General features: G+C 39.9%; 23 protein-coding genes and 1 riboswitch. Of the genes, 8 read left to right on the top strand and 15 right to left on the bottom strand.

The genetic code is table 11. The features are described 5' to 3' along the window. Nucleotides 1-19: 19 nt before the first annotated feature. From AC1DVK_RS14435 to ku, 5 genes are all read right to left on the bottom strand, one after another. Nucleotides 20-901, bottom strand: a complete 882-nt coding sequence (locus AC1DVK_RS14435) for a polysaccharide deacetylase family protein (protein ID WP_061463553.1) — start codon at nucleotides 899-901, stop codon at nucleotides 20-22. Then, nucleotides 888-4,337: a methionine synthase gene (metH, locus tag AC1DVK_RS14430; RefSeq protein ID WP_477626764.1), complete on the bottom strand. Its 3,450-nt coding sequence runs from the start codon at nucleotides 4,335-4,337 to the stop codon at nucleotides 888-890. The genes AC1DVK_RS14435 and metH overlap by 14 nt, the downstream gene beginning before the upstream one ends. Then, nucleotides 4,330-6,177: a bifunctional homocysteine S-methyltransferase/methylenetetrahydrofolate reductase gene (locus tag AC1DVK_RS14425; RefSeq protein WP_477626763.1), complete on the bottom strand. Its 1,848-nt coding sequence runs from the start codon at nucleotides 6,175-6,177 to the stop codon at nucleotides 4,330-4,332. The genes metH and AC1DVK_RS14425 overlap by 8 nt, the downstream gene beginning before the upstream one ends. Before the next feature lie 104 nt (nucleotides 6,178-6,281). Beyond that, nucleotides 6,282-6,380, bottom strand: a riboswitch (SAM riboswitch). A gap of 111 nt (nucleotides 6,381-6,491) precedes the next feature. Next, a complete protein-coding gene (locus AC1DVK_RS14420) occupies nucleotides 6,492-7,142 on the bottom strand; it encodes an MOSC domain-containing protein (RefSeq protein WP_410860918.1) in 651 nt (216 codons plus the stop codon). Nucleotides 7,143-7,658: 516 nt separating this feature from the next. Continuing rightward, on the bottom strand, nucleotides 7,659-8,501 hold the full coding sequence (ku, locus tag AC1DVK_RS14415; RefSeq protein ID WP_410860919.1) for a non-homologous end joining protein Ku: 843 nt from the start codon (nucleotides 8,499-8,501) through the stop codon (nucleotides 7,659-7,661). 149 nt (nucleotides 8,502-8,650) lie between these two features. Here ku and ligD point away from each other — a divergent pair, with 149 nt between their 5' ends. Next, a complete protein-coding gene (gene ligD / locus AC1DVK_RS14410) occupies nucleotides 8,651-10,495 on the top strand; it encodes a DNA ligase D (protein ID WP_410860921.1) in 1,845 nt (614 codons plus the stop codon). A 16-nt stretch (nucleotides 10,496-10,511) separates the two neighbouring features. Here ligD and dapF read toward each other — a convergent pair whose 3' ends face one another. The 5 genes from dapF to AC1DVK_RS14385 form a co-directional block, all read right to left on the bottom strand. Further along, the gene (dapF, locus tag AC1DVK_RS14405; protein ID WP_089364011.1) at nucleotides 10,512-11,498 is read right to left on the bottom strand and encodes a diaminopimelate epimerase; all 987 of its coding nucleotides are present in this window, start codon (nucleotides 11,496-11,498) and stop codon (nucleotides 10,512-10,514) included. A 183-nt stretch (nucleotides 11,499-11,681) separates the two neighbouring features. Continuing rightward, nucleotides 11,682-12,983: an NCS2 family permease gene (locus AC1DVK_RS14400; protein WP_089364012.1), complete on the bottom strand. Its 1,302-nt coding sequence runs from the start codon at nucleotides 12,981-12,983 to the stop codon at nucleotides 11,682-11,684. 156 nt (nucleotides 12,984-13,139) lie between these two features. Continuing rightward, a complete protein-coding gene (locus tag AC1DVK_RS14395) occupies nucleotides 13,140-13,712 on the bottom strand; it encodes a beta-class carbonic anhydrase (protein ID WP_061463560.1) in 573 nt (190 codons plus the stop codon). An 88-nt stretch (nucleotides 13,713-13,800) separates the two neighbouring features. Next, nucleotides 13,801-14,595, bottom strand: coding sequence for a hypothetical protein (locus tag AC1DVK_RS14390; RefSeq protein WP_477626762.1), 795 nt, complete (start codon nucleotides 14,593-14,595; stop codon nucleotides 13,801-13,803). A gap of 224 nt (nucleotides 14,596-14,819) precedes the next feature. Then, nucleotides 14,820-15,140: a DUF4870 domain-containing protein gene (locus tag AC1DVK_RS14385; RefSeq protein WP_061463562.1), complete on the bottom strand. Its 321-nt coding sequence runs from the start codon at nucleotides 15,138-15,140 to the stop codon at nucleotides 14,820-14,822. Nucleotides 15,141-15,365: 225 nt separating this feature from the next. Between AC1DVK_RS14385 and AC1DVK_RS14380 the strand changes: the two genes are divergently transcribed. The 4 genes from AC1DVK_RS14380 (at nucleotide 15,366) to AC1DVK_RS14365 (ending at nucleotide 18,309) form a co-directional block, all read left to right on the top strand. Continuing rightward, nucleotides 15,366-16,145, top strand: coding sequence for an undecaprenyl-diphosphate phosphatase (locus AC1DVK_RS14380; protein ID WP_410860972.1), 780 nt, complete (start codon nucleotides 15,366-15,368; stop codon nucleotides 16,143-16,145). Nucleotides 16,146-16,497: 352 nt separating this feature from the next. Beyond that, nucleotides 16,498-17,052: a GNAT family N-acetyltransferase gene (locus AC1DVK_RS14375; RefSeq protein ID WP_061463563.1), complete on the top strand. Its 555-nt coding sequence runs from the start codon at nucleotides 16,498-16,500 to the stop codon at nucleotides 17,050-17,052. Between the two features lie 206 nt (nucleotides 17,053-17,258). Then, nucleotides 17,259-17,651 carry a CidA/LrgA family protein gene (locus AC1DVK_RS14370; RefSeq protein ID WP_477626761.1) on the top strand — a complete coding sequence of 131 codons (393 nt, stop codon included), beginning with the start codon at nucleotides 17,259-17,261 and terminating at the stop codon, nucleotides 17,649-17,651. Beyond that, nucleotides 17,626-18,309, top strand: coding sequence for an LrgB family protein (locus tag AC1DVK_RS14365; RefSeq protein WP_089364015.1), 684 nt, complete (start codon nucleotides 17,626-17,628; stop codon nucleotides 18,307-18,309). Before AC1DVK_RS14370 ends, AC1DVK_RS14365 begins: the two co-directional genes overlap by 26 nt. A gap of 33 nt (nucleotides 18,310-18,342) precedes the next feature. Here AC1DVK_RS14365 and AC1DVK_RS14360 read toward each other — a convergent pair whose 3' ends face one another. Together AC1DVK_RS14360 and AC1DVK_RS14355 are read right to left on the bottom strand one after the other, a co-directional pair. Beyond that, complete coding sequence (locus AC1DVK_RS14360) at nucleotides 18,343-18,492, bottom strand: DUF2639 domain-containing protein (RefSeq protein ID WP_089364016.1); 150 nt, start codon at nucleotides 18,490-18,492, stop codon at nucleotides 18,343-18,345. 52 nt (nucleotides 18,493-18,544) lie between these two features. Beyond that, nucleotides 18,545-19,633 (bottom strand): undecaprenyldiphospho-muramoylpentapeptide beta-N-acetylglucosaminyltransferase, encoded by a 1,089-nt coding sequence (locus AC1DVK_RS14355; protein ID WP_477626760.1) that lies wholly within the window; start codon nucleotides 19,631-19,633, stop codon nucleotides 18,545-18,547. 334 nt (nucleotides 19,634-19,967) lie between these two features. Between AC1DVK_RS14355 and AC1DVK_RS14350 the strand changes: the two genes are divergently transcribed. Together AC1DVK_RS14350 and AC1DVK_RS14345 are read left to right on the top strand one after the other, a co-directional pair. Further along, the gene (locus tag AC1DVK_RS14350) at nucleotides 19,968-20,939 is read left to right on the top strand and encodes a mechanosensitive ion channel family protein (RefSeq protein ID WP_477626759.1); all 972 of its coding nucleotides are present in this window, start codon (nucleotides 19,968-19,970) and stop codon (nucleotides 20,937-20,939) included. Nucleotides 20,940-21,067: 128 nt separating this feature from the next. After that, nucleotides 21,068-22,423 carry an MATE family efflux transporter gene (locus AC1DVK_RS14345; RefSeq protein WP_410860929.1) on the top strand — a complete coding sequence of 452 codons (1,356 nt, stop codon included), beginning with the start codon at nucleotides 21,068-21,070 and terminating at the stop codon, nucleotides 22,421-22,423. A gap of 49 nt (nucleotides 22,424-22,472) precedes the next feature. Here AC1DVK_RS14345 and AC1DVK_RS14340 read toward each other — a convergent pair whose 3' ends face one another. Next, a complete protein-coding gene (locus AC1DVK_RS14340) occupies nucleotides 22,473-23,246 on the bottom strand; it encodes an SDR family oxidoreductase (RefSeq protein ID WP_289337444.1) in 774 nt (257 codons plus the stop codon). Between the two features lie 198 nt (nucleotides 23,247-23,444). Here AC1DVK_RS14340 and AC1DVK_RS14335 point away from each other — a divergent pair, with 198 nt between their 5' ends. Then, the gene (locus AC1DVK_RS14335; protein WP_477626758.1) at nucleotides 23,445-23,873 is read left to right on the top strand and encodes an Hsp20/alpha crystallin family protein; all 429 of its coding nucleotides are present in this window, start codon (nucleotides 23,445-23,447) and stop codon (nucleotides 23,871-23,873) included. Nucleotides 23,874-24,080: 207 nt separating this feature from the next. Here the strand turns inward: AC1DVK_RS14335 and AC1DVK_RS14330 are convergent, their stop codons facing one another. Then, nucleotides 24,081-24,812, bottom strand: a complete 732-nt coding sequence (locus AC1DVK_RS14330) for a CAP domain-containing protein (protein ID WP_430153189.1) — start codon at nucleotides 24,810-24,812, stop codon at nucleotides 24,081-24,083. Between the two features lie 449 nt (nucleotides 24,813-25,261). Beyond that, the gene (locus AC1DVK_RS14325) at nucleotides 25,262-25,699 is read right to left on the bottom strand and encodes a FixH family protein (protein WP_477626757.1); all 438 of its coding nucleotides are present in this window, start codon (nucleotides 25,697-25,699) and stop codon (nucleotides 25,262-25,264) included.

Here is a 25,699-nt window from a genome sequence, read left to right as displayed (position 1 = left end):
AACATAAACAATGTGTTCATCAATTAAATTGTATTTTTGGGGTTGTCTCGTCAATAGTATCAAAGGTATACCCTTCTTTTTTAAGATATTCAATAATATCAGGCAATGCCTTCACTGTATTTTTCATACTATTGATATCATGCAGCAAGATATTAACTTGCTTTTGATCTTTCGTGCCTTTTTGTACGGAAGTAATGATTTGTTGTTCACTTATTGATGGACTGATCCCATCTGTCGAATCAATCGTCCAATCGAAATAAATATACCCTTTTTCCATTAGTTGTTGAAGGATTCCATTAATGATGGGTTTAGTTGCAGCCTGATGCCTAAGACGATTATTGGAACCGCCAGGAAGGCGTACAATACGGCTTTTAACCCCAAACTCCTTTTGCAGCATGGTTTCAAGCCTATTCAAATCTTGAAAGAAGCTCTCGGTCGATCGATAAACGATGGAATAATCATGTGTATAAGAATGAAGGGCAATCGCATGACCTCGGGAAATCATTTCCTGATAGCATTCCTTTGCGTATGGTTCTTCGTTACCTTTAACGAAGAATGTGGCCTTAACATGATAGCGGTCCAAAATATCTAATATCTCCATCGTATTCAAAGAAGGTCCATCATCGAAAGTCAAATAAGCGACTTTCTGATTTTCCTTACTTTTTAGGATCGGTTCCATCTCTTCGGGAACCATTGCATGTACATGAATGGCCAGCACATCCGTCAATAACAAAAAAATAATGAAAGAACATACTATGGTGAGAAATAATTTAAGCGGATTCTTCATATGCTGCATCCCCTTCCTTTTGACCATTAAGATGTACCATTCAAGAGGTTTCATGCGCAATAAGGCAGCGGTAAAAAATACCGCTGCCTTATCCATATGCTTACCGATCGACATTAAAGTAACGTGCTTCCGGATGTGCAAAAACTATGGCTGAAACGGAAGCCTCAGGTTCCATCATGCATCCTTCAGTCAATTCCACGCCAATATCCTGAGGTTGTAACAGGCGGAATAGCTTTTCCTGGTCCTCCAGATTAGGACAAGCTGGATAACCAAATGAAAATCTTTGCCCGGTGTACTTAGCGGCAAACCGCTCTTTCATAGACATTTCAATCGGATCGCTTATACCTAAATCATCACGCATTAATTGATGAATTCTTTCGGCAAACCCTTCAGCCGTTTCGAGAGCAAGTGATTGAAGGGCGTGATTTTTCAAGAAATCACCTTCAAGCTTTAGTTTTTCTGCCCATTTTCTGATCCCTTTTCCGGCGGTTACCAGGAAGAAACCAACATAATCCATTTGTCCGGAGGAAACCGGTTTCGCGAAGTCCGCTAAACAAAGGTGCGGATTGGTATCTTGCCTAGGAAAGTCAAAAGTCTCCAATATCTCCAGGTGATTTTCCGGGTTGTAAACCAATAGTTTGTCTCCTTCACTTTGAGCAGGGAAAAATTGATAAATTGCATGCAAGCCGTAGTCGGGTTCCGTCTTTAAGAATTCGATCAATTCATCAACAAGCGCATTCAGCTGCACTGCTTTTTCATTCCCCTGCTTTAGCAATTCGGCGAGCTTACCTTTTAAGCCCAAATGATGTCCAATCAGCATTTGCCTATTAATGTATGGCTGGATTACATCCAATGGATAGTTTTTCAGGACGTGACGTTTGATATCACGCGGTTTTTGAACAGGCACATTACTCAAAGGCGCAGCTGCGGACTGCTTCCGAACAGGTTTTTCCATCGTGGCAGCAATGGCGGCATTGACTTTCGATTTTTCTCGTTTCTCGACTAACTCTTTTAAATACACCACTTTTTTGTCAGTGTCATGTAAAATATTCGTTACAGCTAAACCATCCATCGCATCTTTGGAATATAAAACAGGTCCTTCATATTCTGGTGATATTTTAAAATCGGTGAATTTACGGGATAGCGCTGCCCCTCCCACTAAAATAGGGGTATCTATTCCCGCCTGCCTTAAATCCTGTGCGGTTAAAACCATTTGCTGTGCTGATTTAACCAGTAACCCAGATAGGCCAATGATGGTTGGCTCATGTTTTCGAACCTCTTCAATGATTTGTTGCGGTGCGACCTTGATACCCAAATCAATGACTTCATAGCCATTATTGGATAGGATGATATCCACTAAGTTTTTCCCGATATCATGTACATCCCCCTTGACAGTAGCTAAGAGGATCTTTCCTTTTTTAGCGCTATCTTCAGAGTTTTCCATTAGCGGCTCAAGGTGAGATACAGCCGCCTTCATTGCCTCTGCACTCTGAAGCACTTCTGCGACAATAAGTTGGTTGTCGTTAAATAACCGACCCACTTCACTCATCCCATCCATCAATGGTCCATTGATGATTTCCAATGGGGTATCACCGCGCTCAATTGCTTTATTTAAATCATCAATTAATCCTTCTTTCGTTCCTTCGATAATATAGTTACCTAAACGTTCGTCCAATGGCAGGATAACACCATTATCCTTCTTCTCCGCTTTTTTACCACGATAGAACTCGGTAAAGATACCTAAAGTTTCTGTAGATGTCTCAAACAGGAGTGCCTCAGCCAATTTCACTTCCTCTTCAGGTATCAGAGCGAAACGTTCAAGTTTTTCTGTATTAACGATAGCATAATCGAGACCTGCTTTTGTACAATGGTAAAGGAAAACGGCATTTAGAATTTCCCTTCCCCTTGCTGGCAGACCGAATGAAACATTCGAAATGCCAAGTATCGTTAAGCATTCCGGATACTTTTCTTTGATCGCCTTTATTCCTTTCACCGTTTCTAAAGCAGATCCGATATATTGTTCATCTCCCGTCCCTACAGGAAATACCAGCGGATCAAAAATGATGTCACTTTTGTTTAGACCATATTTATTGACAAGCAAATCCACCGACCGTGTAGCCACTTCCAATTTCCGTTCAGCATCGACGGCCRTCCCAATTTCATCAATCGTTCCTACGACAACGGCAGCACCATATTGATGGATGAATGGTACAATTTTTTCAAAGCGTTCTTCACCATCTTCAAGATTAATGGAATTAATGATGGACTTTCCTTGTGAATGTTTTAATGCTTGTTCAAGTACGGCTTCATCTGTAGTATCGATGACCAAAGGGACTTTCACTTTTTTGACGACCTCTTCTACGAACTCCTTCATATCGCCAAGTTCATCCCCATCAGGATCGGCAAGACAGATATCAATGACATGGGCACCTTTTTTCACCTGGGCACGTGCAATTTCAGCAGCTGGCTCGTAATGCTTTCCACGAATCAGCTCCTTGAATTTTCGAGATCCGATAACATTCGTTCTCTCACCAACGAATAAAGGGCGCATTGAATCATCATAAATGAGCGGCTCTATGCCTGATACGGCATGACCATGGGCTGAGGTCGTAATAGCACGGGGCTGAATGCCTTCGAGGACCCTGGAAAGTTCTTTAATATGCTCTGGTGTCGTACCACAACAGCCCCCAATGATATTGACCCATCCCTTTTCGGCAAATTGCTTCATTTTCTCCGCAAGGGAAGTCGGTGACTCATGATAGTGACCCTCTTCATCCGGGAGCCCAGCATTCGGATAACAACTGATGGCGCTATTTGCTATATCTGCAAGTGTCCTGATATGGTCTATCATGAACTCCGGACCTGTTGCACAATTCAGGCCGACAGCCACGGGCTTCATATGTTCAACCGATAAATAGAAAGCTTCTATGGACTGGCCAGCGAGTGTCGTGCCCATCGGTTCGATCGTACCTGATATGATGACAGGCACATCTTTTCCTGTTTTAGCGAAGGCTGCTTTGATTCCCGAAAAGGCAGCCTTGACATTAAGCATATCCTGACAGGTTTCCACCAATAGCAAGTCCACCCCACCATCCAAGAGACCAAGTGCCTGTTCTTCATAGGAATCGGTTAAAATATCAAAAGTCGTTCCCCCTGTTACGGAAAGCGTTTTTGTAGTGGGACCCATCGAGCCAGCCACATATCTTGGCCAATCTTCATTTGAATACTTTTCACATGCTTTAACGGCAAGCTCGGCTGAAATTTTATTAAGCTTGTAAGCGATTGTGCTTATTTGGTATTCTTCAAGCACGATGCTTGTCGCTCCGAAGGTATTTGTTTCAATGATATCAGCGCCTGCCGCTAAATATTTTTCATGGATGGATTGGATGATTTCTGGTTGTGTCAGTGATAAATACTCATTGCAGCCCTCGAATTGTTCCCCGCCAAAATCCTCTGCTGTTAAATTCTCCGCTTGGAGCATGGTCCCCATCGCTCCATCAAGAAGGAGAATCTTAGTATCCAACTGTTCTTGAATCGCTTTTTTATTCATGTACTGCCACCTCTGATGTTTGTTTACTATCGACTTTTCTAATATATTTCGTAAGTTCCGCCGTCATTTCATAGCGAAGGAACGGAGTGATTAAATATATGCCCTTGAATTTTTCCCTTGCCGCGTCCACTAGCTCTCGTGCGATATTCACCCCTTCAATCCTTGACTTTACAGGGTCATCCCCCGCTAAAGCCATAGCCCTTCTAACATTATCAGGCAATTTGATGCCTGGGATTTCATTATGGATGAATTCGGCGTTCCGTGTGCTTGTCAAGGGCATGATACCGATGAAAATCGGGGTCTCTAAATGTTTTGTAGCTTCATATACCTCTTCAATCTGCTCCACCGAATAAATTGGCTGTGTCAAAAAGGATTGAGCACCACATGCAATCTTCTTTTCCATTCTCTGAACAGCTTTATCCAGATATTTCACATTGGGATTAAAAGCGGCGGCAATTTTAAAATTTGCCCGTTGGCCCAAACTTTGACCGGAATAGGAAAGACCTTCATTAAATTGTTTGACCATACTTATCAGGTCAAACGACGATAAATCATAAACCGAAGTGGCACCTGGGAAGTCCCCAATTTTAGAAGGATCTCCGGTGATGATCAATAACTCATTCAGCCCCACTGTCTGCAGACCCATTAAATGTGACTGCAGGCCAATTAAATTCCGATCCCGGCATGTTATATGCACCATCGGCGTTACATTCAATTGGTTCTTCAGTAAATTAGCCAGTGCATCATTCGATATCCTTGGTGAAGCAAGTGAATTATCCGCTAATGTAATTGAATCGACCCCTGCTTTTTTCAAAACCTCAGCACCAGTCATGAAACTCTCTATTCCCAACTTTTTCGGTGGATCAAGTTCAACTAGTATCGTCCTTTCAGTTTTGGCCTTTTCGTAAAGTGGGATTTCCAACTCTCTATCAATCACTTTAATTATTTCTATTTCACGGGTTTTAGTTATTTTCTCTTTTACTGGTACCAAACTTCCAATTGCATTCTTTACAGCTTGAATATGCAAAGGCGTCGTTCCACAGCAGCCTCCTATGATCGTGGCACCTTGCTCACGCAGCTCGAGGGCACTTGAACCGAAATATTCCGGCACAGCTTTATAGACAAGCCTTCCATCCACATAATCCGGAAGGCTGGCATTAGGATAAATGGCAATCGACGCTTGCTTTGGCAAACTTACTTCTTCCAAGGCCCTAATCATATGATGTGGACCGAGACGGCAATTCACCCCAACAACATCGGCACCCAATTGCTCAAGTTTTTGAAAGGCTTCATTTAAATGGATTCCATTTTGAAGATTACCCAGTTCATGCATCGAAACATTTGCGATGATCGGCAGTCCAGTTTCATTTTTAACGATTTGCAGGACGGTTTCAAGTTCTTCCAGGTCATAGAATGTTTCTAGGAGAATCCCATCAGGATTTTCCATCAGCAGACTGTATAGCTGTTCTCGAAAACCTCGCTTTATCTCTTCAATGCTTAAATCCGATTTCCTGATACTCCGCTGTGCCCCTATGGTACCGAAGACATATGCCTTTCCTTTTGCCGCTTTTTTAGCAAGGATGACTCCCTGGCGATTGATTCTGCTTACTTCATCTTCTAGTCCATGGCGTTTCAATTTGTTGAAGTTGGCTCCGTAGGTATTCGATTGAAGGATATCTGCACCAGCTTCCAAATAAGCACGGTGGATGGACACTATTTGATCTGGGTTCGTACAGTTTAATTCCTCATAACATTGATCGATGCCATTAGAGTACAGTAAGGTCCCCATTGCCCCTTCCCCAACCAGCATTCTTTCTTTCACTTCTTTACGAAAATTCATCATTACATCCTCTCTCAAAAACAATCCTGTTTTTGTCGTTTTCTATGAGTATGAGAGAAAAGAAAAAAAAACCTTCTCAAAGAAGAAGGTTTTTTGAAACATTCTCCTCATCTATCAAGCTCTGCTTGTTGGATTTAGCACCTTTGCCTAAGCTGGTTGCTGAGGTTTCTTCGGGCCAGTCCCTCCACCTCTCTCGATAAGATCCATTTATATAATTTTCACAAGATTTCAAAATTTGATTATATTTAATTTACATTAATAATCTGTCAATTTCAATACCTGATCGTCATTTTTTTCACTTTTGCAAAAATCATTCAATCTTTTGCAGCTTGAACTCTCTTTAATATCCTTTGTTTCCAGGCTTCCGCTAACGGATCCAGTTTAAGTAAAGCGTTTGCGCCTTCCAGCCCATCTCGTTTATGAAGGATCACCTCTGCTGCATAATGAACTGAAATTTTTTCTTGCAAACGATCTATTAGCACGATTTCGTTTTGTTTATTTATCGTTCCTTCTTGAAGTACTTTTGCAAAATAACCAGTGAAACTCGTTTTTAGCACGAGTTCCAAAAACTTAGGTTCTTGATTGAAGTGGGAAATGGTCGAACAAGGAATCCTCCCCTGGTTAATTTGAACAATCACTTCGCCTATTTGATAAATATCGCCGATATATGTTGATACCTCCGTCATCCCCGCTATGGTTAAATTTTCACCGAATGCAGGGATATCCAGCTTTTTAGAGAATTTTTCATTCCATAATGAATAATGCTCAAAGGGGTAAAAGCACAAAGCCCGATCAGGACCCCCATGGAACTTTACATTACCTACCCCATCACCAATTATGCCAGATCTAGTTACTGTCACATTATCCTGTGCTTGTTTATCCATGGCTGAAAAGATATCGATATTCGAAAAATTTTCCTGTTTGGGCCTTCCGGCATGAAGCGATTTGATTTTTCCATTTTCCATTTTTAACATCATCTTCCGTTCATTTTAATTTATATCATCCCATATGTTTAAATTATACTAAAAATCCATTTTTTCTGTAATTATTTATGAGAATATAGTGGATCGGAACATACAAAATCCCCCATGATCCGTTAAGCGGTCGAATATCATTGATTTCCAGAAAAAATCATAGGATAGTTTAGTAATTTTGTTGCTATTTCAGAATTAAATATGGTAGAATATGAACACAATATATAGTCGAAAACTACAACCGTTCGCCTATATGTTGATTTTCACGATTGAATTCCTCATTGTCGCTCTTTAGGGAGCGAATTTTTTTGCCTTCATTTTCATCCACTATTTTCTTTTAATCCCATTAATCGGGACATATTGATCCAATACCTATTTGTACATGCATTACTTATGTAATTTTAACGAATTATTTCTTTGTAAAGTCTTTCATAATCTTGCCATTCCCTTGGCTAAAACGAGCAAAAAGCCGAGCGACATAATGCGTCTTCCGCTCAGCTTCCTGTTTTATGCTTGTTTCTTTTTTTTCGGTGCCGCTTTCTTTCGGGTCGTCTTTTTCTTTTCCGGTTCATCATGTTTCGTTCGGTCAATGGATGCCTGTAAAGCCTCCATTAAATCTGTTACATTGTTGGAAACTGGCTCTTTTGTTTTGGCTGTAATCGTCGTTTGTCCCGTTTTCTTCGATTCAATCAATTCAAGTAATGCGGTTCGATAATCATCGGTGTATTTTGCCGGATCGAAAGTAGTCGTTAATTGATCTATCAATAACACGGCAGTATCTATTTCCTTTTTTACAATGGTATCATTAGCAGGGATATTCGGTACATCCGCTGTTGAACGAACTTCATCCGGATAATGGATCGTTTCCATCACCAAGGTATTATCAACGACTCGAATTACCGCCATTTGTTCTTTTGAGCGTATGATGATTTTCGCTAACCCTACCTTATCCGATTCCTTGAGGGCCTGTCTCAGAAGGGAATAAGCCTTTATCCCTCCATCATTAGGCGACATGTAATAACTCCGGTTAAAATATATGGGATCTATTTCTGCTATTTTAACGAAATCCACAATTTCCACGGCTTTTTCTTCGTTTTGTTTTTTCAGTTGCTCTAGTTCATTGTCTTCCAAGACAACAAATTTTCCCTTTGTATACTCAAAAGCGCGGACTATATCATCCTTACCCACTTCTTTCTGGCATACCGGACAAACTTTTTCGTATTTAATCGGTGAATGACATTCCTTATGCAACGTCCTTAAAGAAATATCCTTATCCTCCGTTGCAGCATGAAGTTTAATCGGAATGTTCACCAAACCGAATGATATGCTCCCCTTCCACATCGTATGCATATTCGTCACCTCATAACTTATTTTTAAAGAGAAGAACAATTTTATTATTCCCCTTTGTTCAAAAAAAACCGAAAAAACAATTGCCAACTCTAACACTTCGTTTTTTTGGCAAAATAATGTTAATCAATTATTTGCGGAGGTAAAACTAAATGAAACCAATGCTGCCAACCTATTACCCTGAAGCCCCCACCTCCAAAGATTGGCGTTATGAGGTCAAATATGACGGCTTTAGGGCAATTTTAACGATAGACTCCGATACGATAAGCATCTCGAGTCGAAACGAGAAGGAATTATCACCACAATTCCCAGAAATCATTGCGTACATCAAAAATTTGGACCTGGAAGATTATCTCCCGCTACAGTTAGATGGAGAGTTGGTTTGGCTTACCAATCAAGCAAAGGCCGACTTTTTCCAAATCCAGTGGCGAGGGCGCCTTGGGAAACAATCCTTAATTTCAGAAAAAGCTCATTTTTCGCCATGCCGGTTTATTGCGTTTGACCTGATTCGCATCAGCGGAAAGGACATAGCTGCTAAACCTATGGAAGAACGAAGAGGATTGATGCTGAATATGGGTGAAGCACTTGGTTTTCCTATGCCGCCTGACCCCAACGATAAGGCTTTGATCCAATTAATTGAGAGTTTTGACGTTTTGGATAATGCCTTGAATAAGGTCATCCTATTAGATGGCGAAGGGGTTGTCGCTAAGGAAGTTCGGGGTACTTGGCAAGAAGGAAAACGTACTACATCTTGGATCAAAGTGAAAAATTGGAAGACCGTTTCTTGTTTCATTACAGCATTGCACAAAGAAAATGGTTACGTTTCCCTCGCAGTTTTAAAAGAAGGTGCCGCAACGAAAATCGGAAGTGTTAAAAATGGACTGAGTGCTCAAGATAAAGGGATATTGCATGAACTGATCAAGCAAAATGCATCAGATGAGGATGCACAATTTTTTTATATCCATCCATCCATTTGCATCGAAGTTCAATTCCTACACGTATATGAGGAAAATGAATTGCGTGAACCTCAGTTTTCGCAATGGCTTTTACAAACGGCTCCCGAAGAATGCACATGGGAGAAATTCGTGATAGGCCAGTACACGTTTCCAGATACTGTACAAATAACCTCCAAGGATAAACCGCTTTGGATAACTGGTAGAAAAAAGGTGGTAAAAGTTGAATACCTCCATTATTTAAGAGAGGTTTCATCCTTCTTCTTACCTTTCTTAAAGGATAAACTGCTTACGACAATCCGTTATCCTCATGGCACTATGGATAAAGAAAGATTTTTCCAGAAAAACAAACCTGATTATGCGCCGGACTTTATTAAAACGTTCATGGATGTGGATATCGAGTATATGCTGTGTAACGATATTGAAACGCTTCTTTGGTTTGGTAATCAACTTGCATTGGAATTCCACGCCCCATTTCAGAAAGCGGGTAAAACAAGGCCCGACGAAATCGTCCTGGACTTAGACCCTCCTTCCATCGAATTTTTCTCATTGGCGATAAAGGCCGCACAGGAAATTAAAAAAGTGATGGAATCATTAAGGATAAAGGCTTTTGTAAAAACGTCAGGTAACAAAGGACTGCAAATTCACATCCCTCTGCCTGATGACAGATTTACTTATCAGGAGACACGCATATTCACCGACTTTCTCGGCGACTACCTAACCAGTTCCAACCCAAATGATTTTACAACGGAAAGAATGAAAATAAATCGGCATAATCGACTTTACTTGGACTTTGTACAGCATAGTGAAGGAAAAACCATAATTGTTCCTTATTCCCCACGCGGAAATTCTTTCGCGGGTGTGGCCACACCTTTGTTTTGGAAGGAAGTGGACGAAAGTCTCCAGTTGAAGGACTATACGATTGAAACCGTACCAAACAGATTAAAAAGGGAAGGGTGTCCATTTATGGATTACAGACTTGTCGATAATGGCCCAGCCTTTTTGGAAGTATTGTCATTCCTAAAACAAAAAAAGACCAACTAATTGTTGGTCTTTAAATTTATAATGTCGTTTTCAAATAACTTTGAACTTCATCCTGCAGCTTGGAATATAAGCTTGTTTCCGATTCAAAAACCTGTTTTTCAAGCATTTTGAATTTTTCGGGCTGATCTAAGTTTATATCGATCAATACCTTGAATTCATATGTTGCATTCCCGATTAAATCTATTGAATACTTTTGGCTTTCTTCATCATGATGGACGACGCATTTAACTTTTCCACCGTTATTATAGACAGATATTTCACTTTCCAATGAGTTAATTCCAACAGAGCATGTTACTAGGCTTGAAGCTGACATCGCCGTTCCACATGCATTAGTGAAGCCTACTCCCCGTTCAAATGTCCGCACATAAATGCTCCCTGGTTCAAGCTCTTTCACAAAGCTGACATTGACACCATCAGGAAAAAGCGCATTCGGTTGATTGACCTTTGTCGAAAGGTCTGCCTGCAAATCACTTTGCAAAACGTCACTATCGACGAGCGTGATTAAATGTGGATTAGGAACCGCCAATGCCGAAAATAAAAGGGTATCATGAAGTTCCGGCATTGGTTCGTTTAGCAATTGTTCTTTTGCTAATACAAGAGGAAGATCCTTTACATTAAAACTTACCGGGGAAATTTCCACCTTGAAAGTCGGGATGCCCTCATAAATATCTTCCGTTTTCTCCACGAGTAGATTTGCCTTCATCGTTTCCACAATCATTTTATCGAGCCCTAGAACGTCGTTCGCATAACGCGCAACACAGCGAAGTCCATTGCCACACATCGAAGCTTCCGATCCATCCGCATTAAAAACACGCATCCGGCAATCAGCCTGTTCACTTTCCATTACAAACAAAATACCGTCCGCTCCAAGCTTTTCCCTATTGCATAGGGCCTTCGCGAAATTTTTTCGCTCTTCTTCAGTAAACGTCAAGGCCGTAGTCAATTCATCAATTATTAAGAAATCATTACCTGATCCATGGCTTTTTAAACCTTCAATAATCATCCTGTCACATCCTCTAATATGCTGCTAGTCATTTATCATTTTTTAATATTCTATATCATAGCATTTTCAGAATGGATGTGTCATCGAGTAATTCACAATAAATCCATTTTTTTCGTCAAAAATATACAATAAGAAGAGCGGTTGGAATAAGAGAGAACTCATTCCAACCGCTCTTCCATAATATTAACCGAGCATACTGATGATGAAATAGACGATAAACATTCCAGCACTCACATACATCGGGGCTGACACTTCTTTCGCCTTTCCGGTAACAAGCTTCAAGAACGGGTACAGAATGAAACCGAATGCCATTCCATCCGCGATACTGTATGTGAATGGAATGATCGTGATGATCATGATTGCAGGTATACTCTCGGTTAAATCGCTGAAATCCAGCTTTTTAATGTTTCCGAGCATCAAAATGCCAATAATAATTAAAATGGGGGCAATGGCGCTATCAGGGATCACTTTAATCACTGGTATAAACAGCAATGATAGAATGAATAGCAAACCCGTCACCACTGAAGTAAAACCGGTTCTGCCTCCAGATGCGATTCCTGCTGCGGTTTCAACTGTTGCAACGGTAGGGCTCGATCCGAATATACCTGAAAATAAAACGGAAACACTTGTCGCCTGCAGCGACTTTTTATAGGCGTCCTGGCGGTTGATACTGTCTACATGCCCGTGTACAAGACCAATATTTTCAAAAACAAGAACCATCGTCATCGCAAATACACTTATCCAGAATTCAATTCGGTCCGCTTCCATGAACGATAATGAAAAGAAGAGATCGCCGTAGGAAGCTGTGTCTATGCCTGAAAAATGGATTTCCGATAGTTGAACCGTCCCGAAACAATAGGCAATAAGGCTACCTGCCAGGATGGTAATCATGAAGTTACCGGGGACATTCTTGATGAATAGCGTGATTGCCAGTAAAAAGGTTAACACCGTTGCACACACTGCTGGATCGCTTAAATCTCCCAATGCGACGATAGATGATGAACCTCCCGTGATTATCCCGCCCTTCTCGAGACCGATTAGCATCAAGAATAAGCCAAGACCAACAGATATGGCTTCTTTTATCGAACTTGGAATTGACTCACTGATTAACTTAGAGTATTTTGTAAAAGCAATGACTACAAAAATAACCCCTGAGATAAACACAGCACCAAGCGCCGATTGCCAAGATAGACCCATCCCTTGAACCATGGTATAAGCAAAAAGGGCATTTACGCCCATTCCTGGAACGAGGAGGATTGGGACATTCGCCCAAATTCCTATCATGACACAGCTTAAAGCAGATAAAAGAATCGTGGCAATCACTGCACCATTAACTGGTATGCCCGCTTCCGATAAAATCAGGGAATTCACGATGAGTATATAGACTATCGTAAAATAGCCGACGACTCCAGCAAGGATTTCACGTTTTCCATTCGTTCCATAGTCTGAAAAGTGGAAAAACGTTTCCAAGTTTAATTTCTTCATGTTGTATCCTTATAAAATTTATCCCTCGCCCACCCGTTTGTATTAGTGACAAACTACACTTCGCGATTTTATCAAAAAAAAGGATAAAAATAAATAGTATTGCTTAAAATTTGAAAAAAACTGCCGGAAATAATCCCGACAGCTTCGATAAATATATTATTTTTGTTCTTCCGCATACCCATCGACTATCAATTCCAGCTTCCCTGTATCGGGTGAAATGATAAGACCATGTACAGGAATATTTTTAGGTATTAAAGGATGTCCTTTAATCACTTCCACACTTTTCTTAACACTTTCATAAACATCATCAAATCCGCGAAGCCAACTGCGAATATCTATTCCTGCAGCTCCAAGGGTATCGATGGTGCTCTGTGGAATATCACGTTCAACCATTTTCCCTACTACAGAATCTGCATCTACTGATGCCATTCCACAGTCATGGTGAGGTATGACGAATACTTCATCTGCCTTTAGCTCATAAATGGCAATCAGGATACTTCGCATGACACTTCCAAATGGATGGGAGACGATTGCCCCGGCAGTCTTCAGGATTTTGACATCGCCATTTTTGATATTCAAGGATTTTGGCAATAGTTCAACGAGCCGAGTATCCATACAGCTTATGATGACCATACGTTTCTCAGGGAACTTATCCGTTCTATACTTAACATAATCACCTTTTTCTACAAACTGTTCATTAAAATTAAGAATCTCATTAAGTAAACTCATATTTACCACCTTTTATTATGTAATCAATCTATGTATCCTTCTATAATTATATCAAATATTAAAAGGATTTGCTAAAGGATAACACTAGTCAATTTGAACGATGATTTAGAGTGGCTGCACAAAACCCAAAGACGATGATTTTAGGGATTTCATCAACATTGGATGAAAAAGAAAGTATGGGGGTATTTGTCTTGAATCGTCTCCCCCATTCCATAGGCATCCAACCTTCTTGGTATGAAACGATCTTTTCCCCATCTTTTGTGACTATCTCAAAAGAATTCACACTCCCCGGCGTTTGAATGGGCATCCATTCTGTACCGTCTTCCTTATATATCATTCCATTGATCTTCACGAATGAACGATTTTCTTGATACGATCCAATAAGGCCGCCTTGATCATCCATGATCGTCATTTTATTGAAAAGCCCTCTTTTGATATGGTACTTGGCTAACAAGCGCCCCTCATTGTCCACCAGTTCATATCGCTTGGCCAGGAGCATCGACAAGAAATTGGGAATCATCCACATGAACCACTTCATATTCAAATCACGTATCTCGCCCATTAGAGACCCATCAGGTGCAAAGAGAAGCAGCCGCAATGTCGGTGCTGGCATAAAAGTCAATAAAACATGTTCATTTTTTAATAACCCGGCATTCGTGCCGACGAATTCATCAGGCAATTCCTTAATTCTACTCTCATATATCCTGTGACTGATAAATTGGACAATACTAAATAAAATAAAAGGAAACGTTATCAATAGTATATTGCCAGGTATCAACGAAAAAATATGGCAAATGAAAAATACAACGGCCAAAACAAGAGATATCCAAGAGGCATTGAAATTTGAATTGCTCGTTTTTTGATAATATTCACGTATATTCATATTCTGCTCTTTTCCTCACCCCTTACAAGAAAGTTTGCCGCCTTAAGCGAACATTAATTAGCAGTACTACAAGCCGCCCGTCTTTCACTTCCTAAAGTGCATTGAAGTTGTTATCATATTACTTTATTCGCTTTAATATGATCTATTCCCTTTTTAATGAAGGTCAATTCCCAACATGGTTCATATAAAAAAGGACTCCGAATACGGAATCCTTTTACATCATTCTATAAAATCCTAAAAATTAAGGGGAACCTGTAATCCGTTCCTTCATAAGCCCTTACAGCAGCAATGATGGTGAATACGACTAAAGCTATCCCGATAACCGGCAATAGCAAGAATCCAATCAATACTATAGTAAGTATCCCTGCAACTATTGAATATACAGTGTAGGAAATGAAAAAATTCAGGTATTCCCTTCCATGATAATCCACAAATTGCGACGAGTCCTTTTTCAATAACCAAATCACTAAAGGACCGATAAATGCTGTAAAAAAGCTGATTACATAAATAAGGGCAGCAAACACTTTCTCATCTTTAGTAGGCATAGTGTCTTCTCCTCCTCTCTCATATTAATAATTACGAATCAGTTGAAAAATAGTTTCATTTTCCTTTCATTATATTCGAAAAAAGTAAAAATGGACTGCCTTTTCTTCATGAAACCCCATTGGCAATACATTTAACGAAAAATCCGAACATGTTCATCMGTCTTGTGCATACAGATTAAATAATGGATTGTCCCATACCTTCTAGAATGGAGTGATGTTTTTTTGCTGAACGATTTTCAAGCCTTCATCCTTGGAATCATTCAAGGCTTGACTGAGTTTTTACCTATTTCAAGTACTGGACATTTATATTTAGGACGGCATATATTCCATCTTGACGAGGCCGGCATTTTTCTTGATACCATGCTCCATATCGGTACATTGCTGGCATTATTGGTCGTCTACAAGAATGACATTATTTCAGTTTTGAAAAACCCTTTCTCCAAAATGACTCTGCTTCTCATTGCAGGGACGATCCCTGCAGTGATTGCCGGCATTTTACTTGGGGATTGGTTTGATGGCCTTTCAAAAACAGGGGTGACCATTGGCTGGGAATTTTTAGTGACCGGGCTGATTTTATGGGTAGCGGACGGTGTAAAAAAAGGTGGCAAGTCAATTAATGAAATTTCCATTAAGGATGCCCTGATCATCGGTACTTTCCAAGCTGCTGCCATCATGCCTGCTCTTTCGCGTTCAGGCCTAACGATAGCCGCAGGGCTCTTCTGCAGGCTTGATAGGGCCACGGCAGCTTATTTTTCCTTCTTGCTTTCAATTCCAGCCATTACGGGGGGCATTGTATTTCAGATGAAACCAATAATTACAGGAGAAGTTCAACGGCTTCCAGTCACTTCGCTTTTCGTTGGTACCCTAGCCGCAGCAATCTTTGGTTATATTGCTGTAGTATGGATGATCGATTTCTTAAAAAAGCGTTCACTCAAAATATTCTCCATTTATGTATGGGCCCTCGGGGCGATCATTTTATTCATGCAATTCACAGGGAAGTTTTAAAGGAAGCATCAAGTTACCCTTGAAAAATCGGGCGAAGAAATCAGTTTTTCATGAAAAAAAGCAAGCGTTTGCCTTCAAATTTCACCCTTCATAAAAAAGTTGAAATTTGACGAAAAAAAAAGGCAAAAAACCTATTCCCAAACCGATTTTTTTTTAGTATTATACCTTCGTAAGGGTCTTTTGATTTGTATAATTTCTGACAATAAAAATAGGGAAGGCAAATGGTGCGCCACCGGTTTCCGGTTCTAGTGGGTTCGATTCCCACCCCGAAATTTTTTGATGAACGACTTAAAAAATTTCGAGGGTGGGCAGCGACTACGCATAAGAACTGCCCTCAAACGGAGGGACGGAAATGTTAAAAAAGAGAGATTTCACAGATTGTTTTTCTCTTTATGAACAAATGACGCATCCAGATGTCTTCCCTTTCGTGCGCCATAAAGTAGATTCATATGAAGAATATGTTTTCATTACTAAGCAAACGATCGAGGCAGAAGATTCTGGGGAACTCATTTCACGAACAATCTTGGATGAATGGGAAAATCCCATCGGTTGTATTTCTTTATACGATATTGAAGATGGTGCAGGTTTCTTAGGCACATGGCTTGGCAAGCCTTTTCACGGGAAAGGGTATAATGCCATTGCAAAGGACGCTTTCTTTAAAGAGCTTTTTTTCGAGCTCGGTTTGGAAACGGTATTCATGCGTATTCGCAAAAAAAATATTCGCTCGATTAAAGCCGCGGAAAAGCTTCCATATGCTGTTAATGCCAACGAAACAAGAAAGTCCCTTTATGATCAGATCAATCATGAAGGAGATATCTTCGATTTGTATGAAATCCCGAAAGATTTATACACCTTTCATATCCTTAGACAGCATGATGATGACGAACAGCAGTTACTTGAAGCATAAAACGAAAAGCATTTTAAGATGGCTTTGTTTATCTTTTCATATAATGGTCAGGAGCTTCCAATATTGGAAAGCTCTTTTTTCCATTTTCACAGGATGTTTAGGAAAGATTACTACAATTCCCTATTCATTTCAGGGATATTTTTTTATAATGAATACAATTGACCCATTCAAAAATATATTCAAAGAGTCATTGAAAGGACCTAATCATGAAAAAAACATTTGCTTTTATCGTGCAGCTTATCATGCTGCTCATCATTTGCAAGCTCGGCTATTATTTAGCCACTTTACTTCATTTACCTATTCCAGGCAACGTCATCGGCATGATTCTGTTATTCAGTTTATTACAGATGAAGGTTATAAAAGTTGAGTGGATCGATCTTACTTCAGGATTTTTGGTAAAGCACCTAGCCTTTTTCTTCATTCCAATTTCAATCAGTTTAATGACCATGGGATGGCTTTTCATTGAATACGGTTTGCCATTGGCACTTACATTGGGAGTCAGCCTGATATTTGGATTCATCGTTTCGGCTTGGGCTGTTCAAAAGTTATCCAATAGAGGAGAGGTTAAGCGGCATGACAGCGCTCATCACAACATATAGCATCTTGATAACCATCCTTTCCTATTACATAGGAAGGAAAATATATGCTAAACATCCATCACCTTTTACTACGCCCGTATTTTTCAGTACGGTTACAATCATTCTCATACTGCTGATCAGCGGTTTAAACTTCGAAGATTATTCACCGGGAAAAGACATCATCACCTATTTCTTGGGGCCAGCTACCGTTGCTTTGGCCGTACCACTTTATAAAAACAGGAAGATAATCGTTAAATATGCAATGCCGGCAATCAGCGGCATGATTTTTGGTCTTATGGTCACATTGATCATTGCCTTAGCCATTGCTAAAGCATTTTCACTTCCGCAGTTCATACTCCAAGGATTGGCGGTTAAATCAATTACAGTGCCAATCGCAGTAGAAATCACGGAACTTTATGGTGGTAATTCTAATATTTCAGCAGCCTTCGTCATTTTGACTGGGGTGCTGGGTACGATGATCGCTCCAAAAATGATGGATAAATTAAACATAACGATGCCCTTTGCGCGTGGTATCGCATATGGTACGATCGCTCATGGCCTTGGAACGGCTCAAGCCGCTCAGGAAAGTGAGTTTACCGGGGCAGTCGCAGGTGCGGCAATGGCTATTGCAGGTATCCTCATTTCATGTTTCTTTCCGTTTATAAGTCATTTCCTATAAAAGAACCGCAACGTCAATGACGTTGCGGTTCTTTTATGATTTATCCTTTTGCAGGTCGTCATATAAACGTCTTAGAATATATGATTTATACAGCTCCAGCTTTTTTTTCTCGATTGGATGATAGTTAATCCCTGCGGCTTTTAATTGCTGAATGAACCATCCTTTAGAATATTCATAAGCCATTCTACCCCCTCCTCTGTTCGAAAAAGATATGCTTCAATGAGGGGATTGATACTTATTTTTTTGCGGTCATTACTTCAAGTAATAATTCATACATTTCCGCTGCCGTTTTGAATGGGCGTTTTTGTCGCATTTTCTCCTGATAACCTTCCGATTGATTCACTAAATCCGCTAATGTAGCATGAAAGATCCCCTCATTTAGATCCTCTTCTTGAATGACTTTACAAAATCCCTGTTTTTCAAAGCTTGAAGCATTTAAGATTTGATCTCCACGGGATGCATTGGCACTTAGAGGGATAAGCAACATAGGCTTTTGTAAACCTAGGAATTCAAATATTGAATTTGAACCTGCCCTTGATACGACGACATCAGCAGCAGCCAATAGATCGAATAATTCTTCATGTACGAATTCAAAGGGAGCATATCCCCTTTGTTTCAATTCGTTTTTCACATTTCCCTTACCACAAATGTGAATAATTTGGTATTCCTTTAGTAGGGCATCAAGGTTATCTGTAATCAAGTTATTGATTTTTACAGCTCCTAGGCTGCCGCCCATAACGAGTAAAACCGGTTTGTTATTCGTGAATCCACAAAATGCCTTTCCAGCGGAAGGATTTCCCGTAAAAATCCCATCGCGCAATACAGCTCCTAGATACATGGCCTTCTCCTTCGGAAGACCTTTTTCCGTTTCCTGGAAGGTAGTGAAAATCTTCGATGCAAGTGGCATGGCAATTTTATTGGCCAGTCCAGGTGTATAATCCGATTCATGGATTGCAATCGGAATTCTCAGCATTCTGCCTGCCAAAACGACCGGAACGGATACGAATCCACCTTTAGAGAAAATGAAATCCGGCTTGGTCTTTTTTAGGATTTTTCGTGCATCAAAAATCCCTTTTATGACCCGGAAAGGGTCTTTCATATTTTCAACAGAAAGATAACGTCGGAATTTCCCTACTGAAATCGTTTCATAACGGACCTCGGGAAATTCCTTTTCGATGATATTTTTTTCAATGCCTTTTTTTGAACCAATATAAGTAACATCCCAATCATGCTCTAAAAATTCCGGGATGATTGCTGCATTAACAGATACATGACCGGCAGAACCGCCTCCGGTAAATACTATTTTCTTAGTCAATATTTCCACCTTCCAAACTTAAAAAATCACTTTGCATCCATATTACCATATATCCATGCCATTAATAACTTGAAAAAGCAGTAAGTGAACCTTAAATTACCATGATGAATGTAATTATCGATTATTTTTTCCTTTTTTAACATGAATATATTATAATCTTAGTATTCTACAATACTACAAGATACATTGGAGGAGTAATACATTGCAAGAAGTTTCTGAATCTCTCCATCAATTTGATGGAATCGAAGCCTGGACCCAATTAGGAATTTCCATAGGTATTTTTCTAATCTTCCTTTTGCTTCGGAAAGTATTTACTAAATATATATTCAAATTCTTTCTTCGAATGGCAGAAAAACGTAAAGTTGAATTTGCGGCCAACTTAATGCTCGCTATCGAACAGCCGGTAARATTGCTTATCGTTTTGATTGGTGTTATTATTTCGATGCACTATTTCCCGCTTGACTCGCCTTCGACTGAATTAAGATTGAAAATATACAGATCATTTTTTGTCTTCTTATTCTTTTGGACGATTTTCAATATCAGTTCGATTTTAACTATTTTATTTCCGAAATTAGTAAGTAAATTTGGACTTGAAGTCGATCTAATCGTCATGCCGTTCTTTACGAAAATCATAAAGTTAATCATCATTGCTTTTGGTGCCTCCATTATTGCGGAGGAATGGGGTTTTAATGTCGATGGATTTGTTGCAGGGCTTGGTTTGGGTGGATTGGCTTTCGCTCTTGCTGCTAAAGATACCGTCAGCAATTTTTTCGGGGGTATCGTCATCGTCACCGAAAAACCTTTTACAATAGGGGATTGGATCAAAACTCCAAGTGTGGAGGGAACCATTGAAGACATCACATTCCGAAGCACCAAAGTTCGGACTTTCGCCCAAGCTTTAGTTACGGTTCCAAATGCGACCCTTTCGAATGAACCGATTATTAACTGGTCAAAGATGGGTAAAAGACAGATTGCCTTCCATTTGGATGTGAATGTTACAACGCCAAAAGAAAAATTGGAAAATGTCATTAGAGGCATAGAAAAAATGCTGATTGATCATTCAGAAGTACATCCGGAAACGATTCTTGTTAAGTTTGATGAGTTTAGTCATTCCGGCTTCAACCTTTACCTCTATTTCTTCACGAATGCGACTGACTTTGGAGGATATTTATCAATTAAAGAAGATGTGAACTTTAAAATAATGGAGATATTGGAGCAGGAAGATGTGCAAATTGCCATCCCTTCCCAGGCTTTCATTCTTCAAAAAGATTCAAATATAGAAGCCATGAATGATTTTGAATCAATGCGCGACTGACAAAAAGACTTGCCCTAAAACGGCAAGTCTTTTTCAACTTCAAATAAAAGCTTAAAACATCACGCGCTTCTGTGATATAATTCTTTCATTGTGTTGAAAATTTCAAATATTTATATTGAGGTACTTTGATGAACCAGACTTATACTAAATCGCAAAAGATCCGTATGTTATTTTATATATTGATACCTATCCTGATAACTCAAATCGGCCTATATGCCATGACTTTTTTTGATGTAATGATGTCAGGGCAATACAGTACGCAGGACGTTGCCGGCGTCTCGATCGGCAGTTCCCTTTGGACACCTGTGTACACGGGGCTAAGTGGGATATTGATTGCCTTAACGCCGGTGGTTTCACAGCTCGTTGGTTCCAGGCAGTCCAAATCCGTTTCCTATTCTGTGATGCAGGCCCTGTATTTAGCTGTCGCTTTAGCCTTGGTCATTTTAATCATTGGGGCGTTTTCATTGAATCCCATATTGACTGCCATGGATCTTGAAAGTAATGTCCACCGGGTGGCGCATGATTATTTGATCGCCCTTTCTATCGGGATCATTCCTTTATTCGTTTATAATGCGTTGAGGTCATTCATAGATGCACTCGGGCAGACGAGGATCTCCATGATCATTACCTTGTGTGCACTCCCGATTAACGTCATATTTAATTACCTGTTAATATACGGGAAGTTTGGATTCCCGGAACTTGGAGGAGTCGGTTCCGGATACGCTACTGCCATTACTTATTGGTTAATTGCACTGGTTGCCATCATTGTAGTGGTGAAAATCAACCCATTTTCGACATATAAGGTTTTCAATGAATTTTTCCGGGTTTCCTGGAAAGAATGGCGTGCCCTATTATTGATTGGGGTGCCTATCGGTCTGGCCATCTTTTTTGAAACTAGCATTTTTTCGGCCGTTACCCTTTTGATGAGTAAGTATGATACCGTGACAATTGCTTCGCATCAGATTGCCATGAATTTTGCGTCATTGCTTTATATGATACCGCTAAGTATATCCATGGCATTGACGATCGTCATTGGATTCGAAATTGGGGCATCCCGTTATAAAGATGCCAAAGAGTACAGCTGGATTGGCATCTCGATGGCATTGACGATGTCGCTCGTTTTGTCGACCATCCTATTCCTCTTCCGCGAACCTGTCGCATCTGTTTACACTAAAGATCATGAGGTAATGATGCTGACATCACATTTTTTAATCTATGCCATCTTCTTTCAGATATCAGATGCCCTGCAGGCACCTATACAGGGTATATTGCGTGGATATAAAGATGTAAATGTCACGTTTGCGATGTCCCTTGTCTCATATTGGATTCTTGGGCTTCCCATTGGCTATTTCTTTGCACAGTATACGGATATGGGAGCCTTTGGGTATTGGATCGGCTTAATTTCCGGCTTGGCCCTCGGAGCGATAGGGTTGGCTGCTCGTTTAAGGTTCATACAGCAAGTAAAGTATAAAAAAATGGCATAAAAAAGAGTGGGGCTGGATTACACCGGCCCCACCTTTTTACCCTAAACCACTAGGCTTTATATAATTTCCCAAGAACATCCTTAGCTCCTGTTACCGGTATGACGCTACCGGTAATGAAATCTGATTTTTCATCACATAGGAACGTGATGACCCTCGCTATATCCTCCCCTGTACCTGGTCTTCCGACTGGAACCGTATCATCCTTTTCTCCTCTTGCGACCCTAATTTCCTCTTCTTTCCAATCACCTATGATATCTCCAGGACAGACCATATTCACGGTGATCCCATGTTTAGCTTCTTCGGCAGCCAAAGTTCTAGTTAAGGAGGTCAACCCGCTCTTTGCAGCGGCAAAAGCAGACCGATATATCCAGCCTGGTGCAGTTTCACACCTCTCAAACCCTAAAGTGATGACTCTGCCCCATCTTCTACTGCGCATTTGCGGAATAAGCTCCTTGGCAAAATAGAAAAAACCATTTAAATTTCCATCCATGATGTACTTCCATTCATCACTGCCATATTCAGTCATGGGCTTGCGATCATGCATATAAGGCCCTGCGTTATGAATGAAGATATCAACATGGCCAAAAGCCTCCAAGACCAACTGCAAAATATTTCGGCAATCTTTCTCACTCGACGAATCACCTTGAATCGCAAGTGCCTTTACATTGTACTTTTCCTGCAATTCATCCACTAATGCTAAGGCTGCCTTGTTACTTTTTCGATAAGTAATGATAATGGACATACCATTATCCGCAAGTGAAATTGCCATCCTTTTGCCGATTCCCGTTGCTCCACCAGTAATAAAAGCTACTTTTTCATCCACAGGATTACCCTCTTTATCTAATGGATTTTACTTAATTATACATAAGTTTGACCCATTTTCTATAATTTAGTAATTATAAAAACGAACCTATAGGCTTTAGCCTGCATAAAATATAAGAAATAAACCTGTCAGCCAATTAGCAGGAGAGAGGAATTCAATATGTTTCCCTGGAATTCACTTTTTTCTTTAAAAAATAACATGAACCAAAAGGACTTCATGAAAAATATGCAGCAAAGTGATGTACAATCGTTCATTGAAAAGGTATTTTCACAGGTCATCCCTGACAATATGCAAGGTATGATGAACCATAGTGAAGGCGGGGCACAAAAAGAACATGCCAAATCTGAACATCCTTTACATGCAGATGTTTTTGAAACCCATTTAAATGTCTTTGTAAGAATTCCCATAGAAGATGAATCTTGGCTAAAGAAAATGAAACTTTACCATACCTCTAACCAATCCATCATCGAGGGGATTCCAGAGGAGTCAGATCGGCATGTCATAACACTTCCCGCTCTTGTTAAGAAAAAAGGGGCATCCGCCCAATATAAAGAATCAACATTGGAAATACGCCTTCAAAAAAGTTTCAATACCCAGTATTCAGAAATCGATGTATCCGAGATTTGATTTGGCTTCAAGGGACCACACTAAATTTATGGTGCGGTTCCTTCTTTCTCTTGTTGTCAACAACCACCAGTCCATACAATTAGATTTCGGCATATTACAAAAACCAATCAATGGCACAAACCATGCCATTCCATTAGAAGTAATTGATCAATTGCGCACAAAAAAAGCACACCCCATGTTAATGGGATGCACTCTTCTATTAATCTATTATTTTCCGATGAATTGTTGAGTCCAGTAGTTACCAGATGCTACGTAACCTACTCCAATATGAGTAAAGCTAGGATTCATGATGTTTTCACGGTGTCCTTCGCTATTCATCCAAGCTTGTACCACTTCTTCAGGTGTTTGTTGACCTTGTGCGATGTTTTCGCCAGCTGATGTATAGCTGATTCCGAATTGTTTCATCATATCGAATGGTGAGCCGTAAGTTGGGCTATTGTGATCAAAGTAATTTTTATCTTTCATGTCTTGAGACTTGATACGGGCAACTTTGCTCAACTTAGTGTCGATTTTAAGTGCTGCCAAACCTTGTTTTTCACGTTCTGCATTCGTTAATTTAACAACTTCTTGTTCATAAGCACTTAATTCAGAGCTTGTCTCTGCTTTTTTATCAGTAGATTTATCAGGTGTTACTTCTGGTGCTTCAGGTTTTGCTTCAGGTTTTGCTTCAGGTTTTGCTTCAGGTTTTGCTTGGTTCGTTGTTCCAACTTCTTGAACCGGTGTTTGAACTGGTGTTTGTTGAGCCTGCGCTGCAGGTAATGTGAAATTGTATTTAGTTAAGTATTGGTCAAGGACATTTTGCATATCCTCTTTATTCATAGTTTGATAAGTTACTTGTTTTACAGTATCACAGTTGGCTGCTTCTGCTTGGTTAACTCCTACTCCTGTGAATATAATAGCTGCAGCTGCTGCTGCTGACATAAACATTTTCTTTTTCATTCGTATTTCCTCCTGTGATGTTCATTTTGTGTTGTGTTTTGCTTCTGGAATTATCATATCATGCATTTTTCGTAATATATGCACCATCAATTTCCATCAAATTCACAGGAGGCGAATGAGAGAATATTATTATTCAAGTTTCAGAGAAGTCTTGCAAAAATGCTTTAACTATCTATGTTTCTGTAAGTAGTATAAATACCCATATTTTTCTAGCCATTCCTTGTCAATGGTAGTTACATAGAACCATTTCCATGGAATACTAATAACTTTTCGTTGACATATCGTTTCCAAGCTACTTATTATGACTTTCATTACTTTTATGTTACATTTTTTTCGTTTTAAATTCGACATTAGACTTCATCATTCACCCCTATCCCCCCATGAGGATTTTACAAATAAAAAAACAATCCGGATTCCACCGAATTGTTTTGGTTTGGATTTTGCATTCATCATTTCATTTCATCATCTTTCATCTCGTCCATATCCTTTTTTCCACCATTTTGTTCCGGAGGGCTTGGTTTGCCTATGACGAATTTCTCCTTTGGCATGTTGTGCATATCCCTTGCTGTTACGTGGGCATATACATAATAGGTTCCTTCTTCTTCAAAAGTCTTTTCCAATTCATAAATGCCGTTTTCTTTATGTTTTGCAGGAATCTTTTCATGGTCTTTGCTATTTGCAAGCCAAATTTCAAAGCTGACATCATCCGCATCTGTCACTTCTTCATCCCCATAGGTCACTTTTGCCTGAAACTTCACAGGCTCATCCACTTTGGCATGAATTGGATTGACAGCTAAATCGACATTCAACATTTTCGGAATTTCCTCTTCCTTGCCGCATCCAGCCAATAAAATTAACGCCATGCAAAATAACATGATTCTTTTCAT

Source organism: Peribacillus sp. P4_B1, assembly GCF_056402395.1.
Note: the sequence above shows the minus strand (reverse complement) of the source record. Positions and strands in the feature narration are given on the sequence as shown.

Excerpts from the sequence above, each read along its gene's own strand:
- AC1DVK_RS14435 (WP_061463553.1), bottom strand. The coding sequence starts at position 901 with ATGTCGATCGGTAAGCATATGGATAAGGCAGCGGTATTTTTTACCGCT.
- AC1DVK_RS14425 (WP_477626763.1), bottom strand. The coding sequence starts at position 6,177 with ATGAATTTTCGTAAAGAAGTGAAAGAAAGAATGCTGGTTGGGGAAGGG.
- AC1DVK_RS14420 (WP_410860918.1), bottom strand. The coding sequence starts at position 7,142 with ATGGAAAATGGAAAAATCAAATCGCTTCATGCCGGAAGGCCCAAACAG.
- ku (WP_410860919.1), bottom strand. The coding sequence starts at position 8,501 with ATGCATACGATGTGGAAGGGGAGCATATCATTCGGTTTGGTGAACATT.
- ligD (WP_410860921.1), top strand. The coding sequence starts at position 8,651 with ATGAAACCAATGCTGCCAACCTATTACCCTGAAGCCCCCACCTCCAAA.
- dapF (WP_089364011.1), bottom strand. The coding sequence starts at position 11,498 with ATGATTATTGAAGGTTTAAAAAGCCATGGATCAGGTAATGATTTCTTA.
- AC1DVK_RS14400 (WP_089364012.1), bottom strand. The coding sequence starts at position 12,983 with ATGAAGAAATTAAACTTGGAAACGTTTTTCCACTTTTCAGACTATGGA.
- AC1DVK_RS14395 (WP_061463560.1), bottom strand. The coding sequence starts at position 13,712 with ATGAGTTTACTTAATGAGATTCTTAATTTTAATGAACAGTTTGTAGAA.
- AC1DVK_RS14390 (WP_477626762.1), bottom strand. The coding sequence starts at position 14,595 with ATGAATATACGTGAATATTATCAAAAAACGAGCAATTCAAATTTCAAT.
- AC1DVK_RS14385 (WP_061463562.1), bottom strand. The coding sequence starts at position 15,140 with ATGCCTACTAAAGATGAGAAAGTGTTTGCTGCCCTTATTTATGTAATC.
- AC1DVK_RS14375 (WP_061463563.1), top strand. The coding sequence starts at position 16,498 with ATGTTAAAAAAGAGAGATTTCACAGATTGTTTTTCTCTTTATGAACAA.
- AC1DVK_RS14370 (WP_477626761.1), top strand. The coding sequence starts at position 17,259 with ATGAAAAAAACATTTGCTTTTATCGTGCAGCTTATCATGCTGCTCATC.
- AC1DVK_RS14365 (WP_089364015.1), top strand. The coding sequence starts at position 17,626 with ATGACAGCGCTCATCACAACATATAGCATCTTGATAACCATCCTTTCC.
- AC1DVK_RS14360 (WP_089364016.1), bottom strand. The coding sequence starts at position 18,492 with ATGGCTTATGAATATTCTAAAGGATGGTTCATTCAGCAATTAAAAGCC.
- AC1DVK_RS14345 (WP_410860929.1), top strand. The coding sequence starts at position 21,068 with ATGAACCAGACTTATACTAAATCGCAAAAGATCCGTATGTTATTTTAT.
- AC1DVK_RS14335 (WP_477626758.1), top strand. The coding sequence starts at position 23,445 with ATGAACCAAAAGGACTTCATGAAAAATATGCAGCAAAGTGATGTACAA.
- AC1DVK_RS14330 (WP_430153189.1), bottom strand. The coding sequence starts at position 24,812 with ATGAAAAAGAAAATGTTTATGTCAGCAGCAGCAGCTGCAGCTATTATA.
- AC1DVK_RS14325 (WP_477626757.1), bottom strand. The coding sequence starts at position 25,699 with ATGAAAAGAATCATGTTATTTTGCATGGCGTTAATTTTATTGGCTGGA.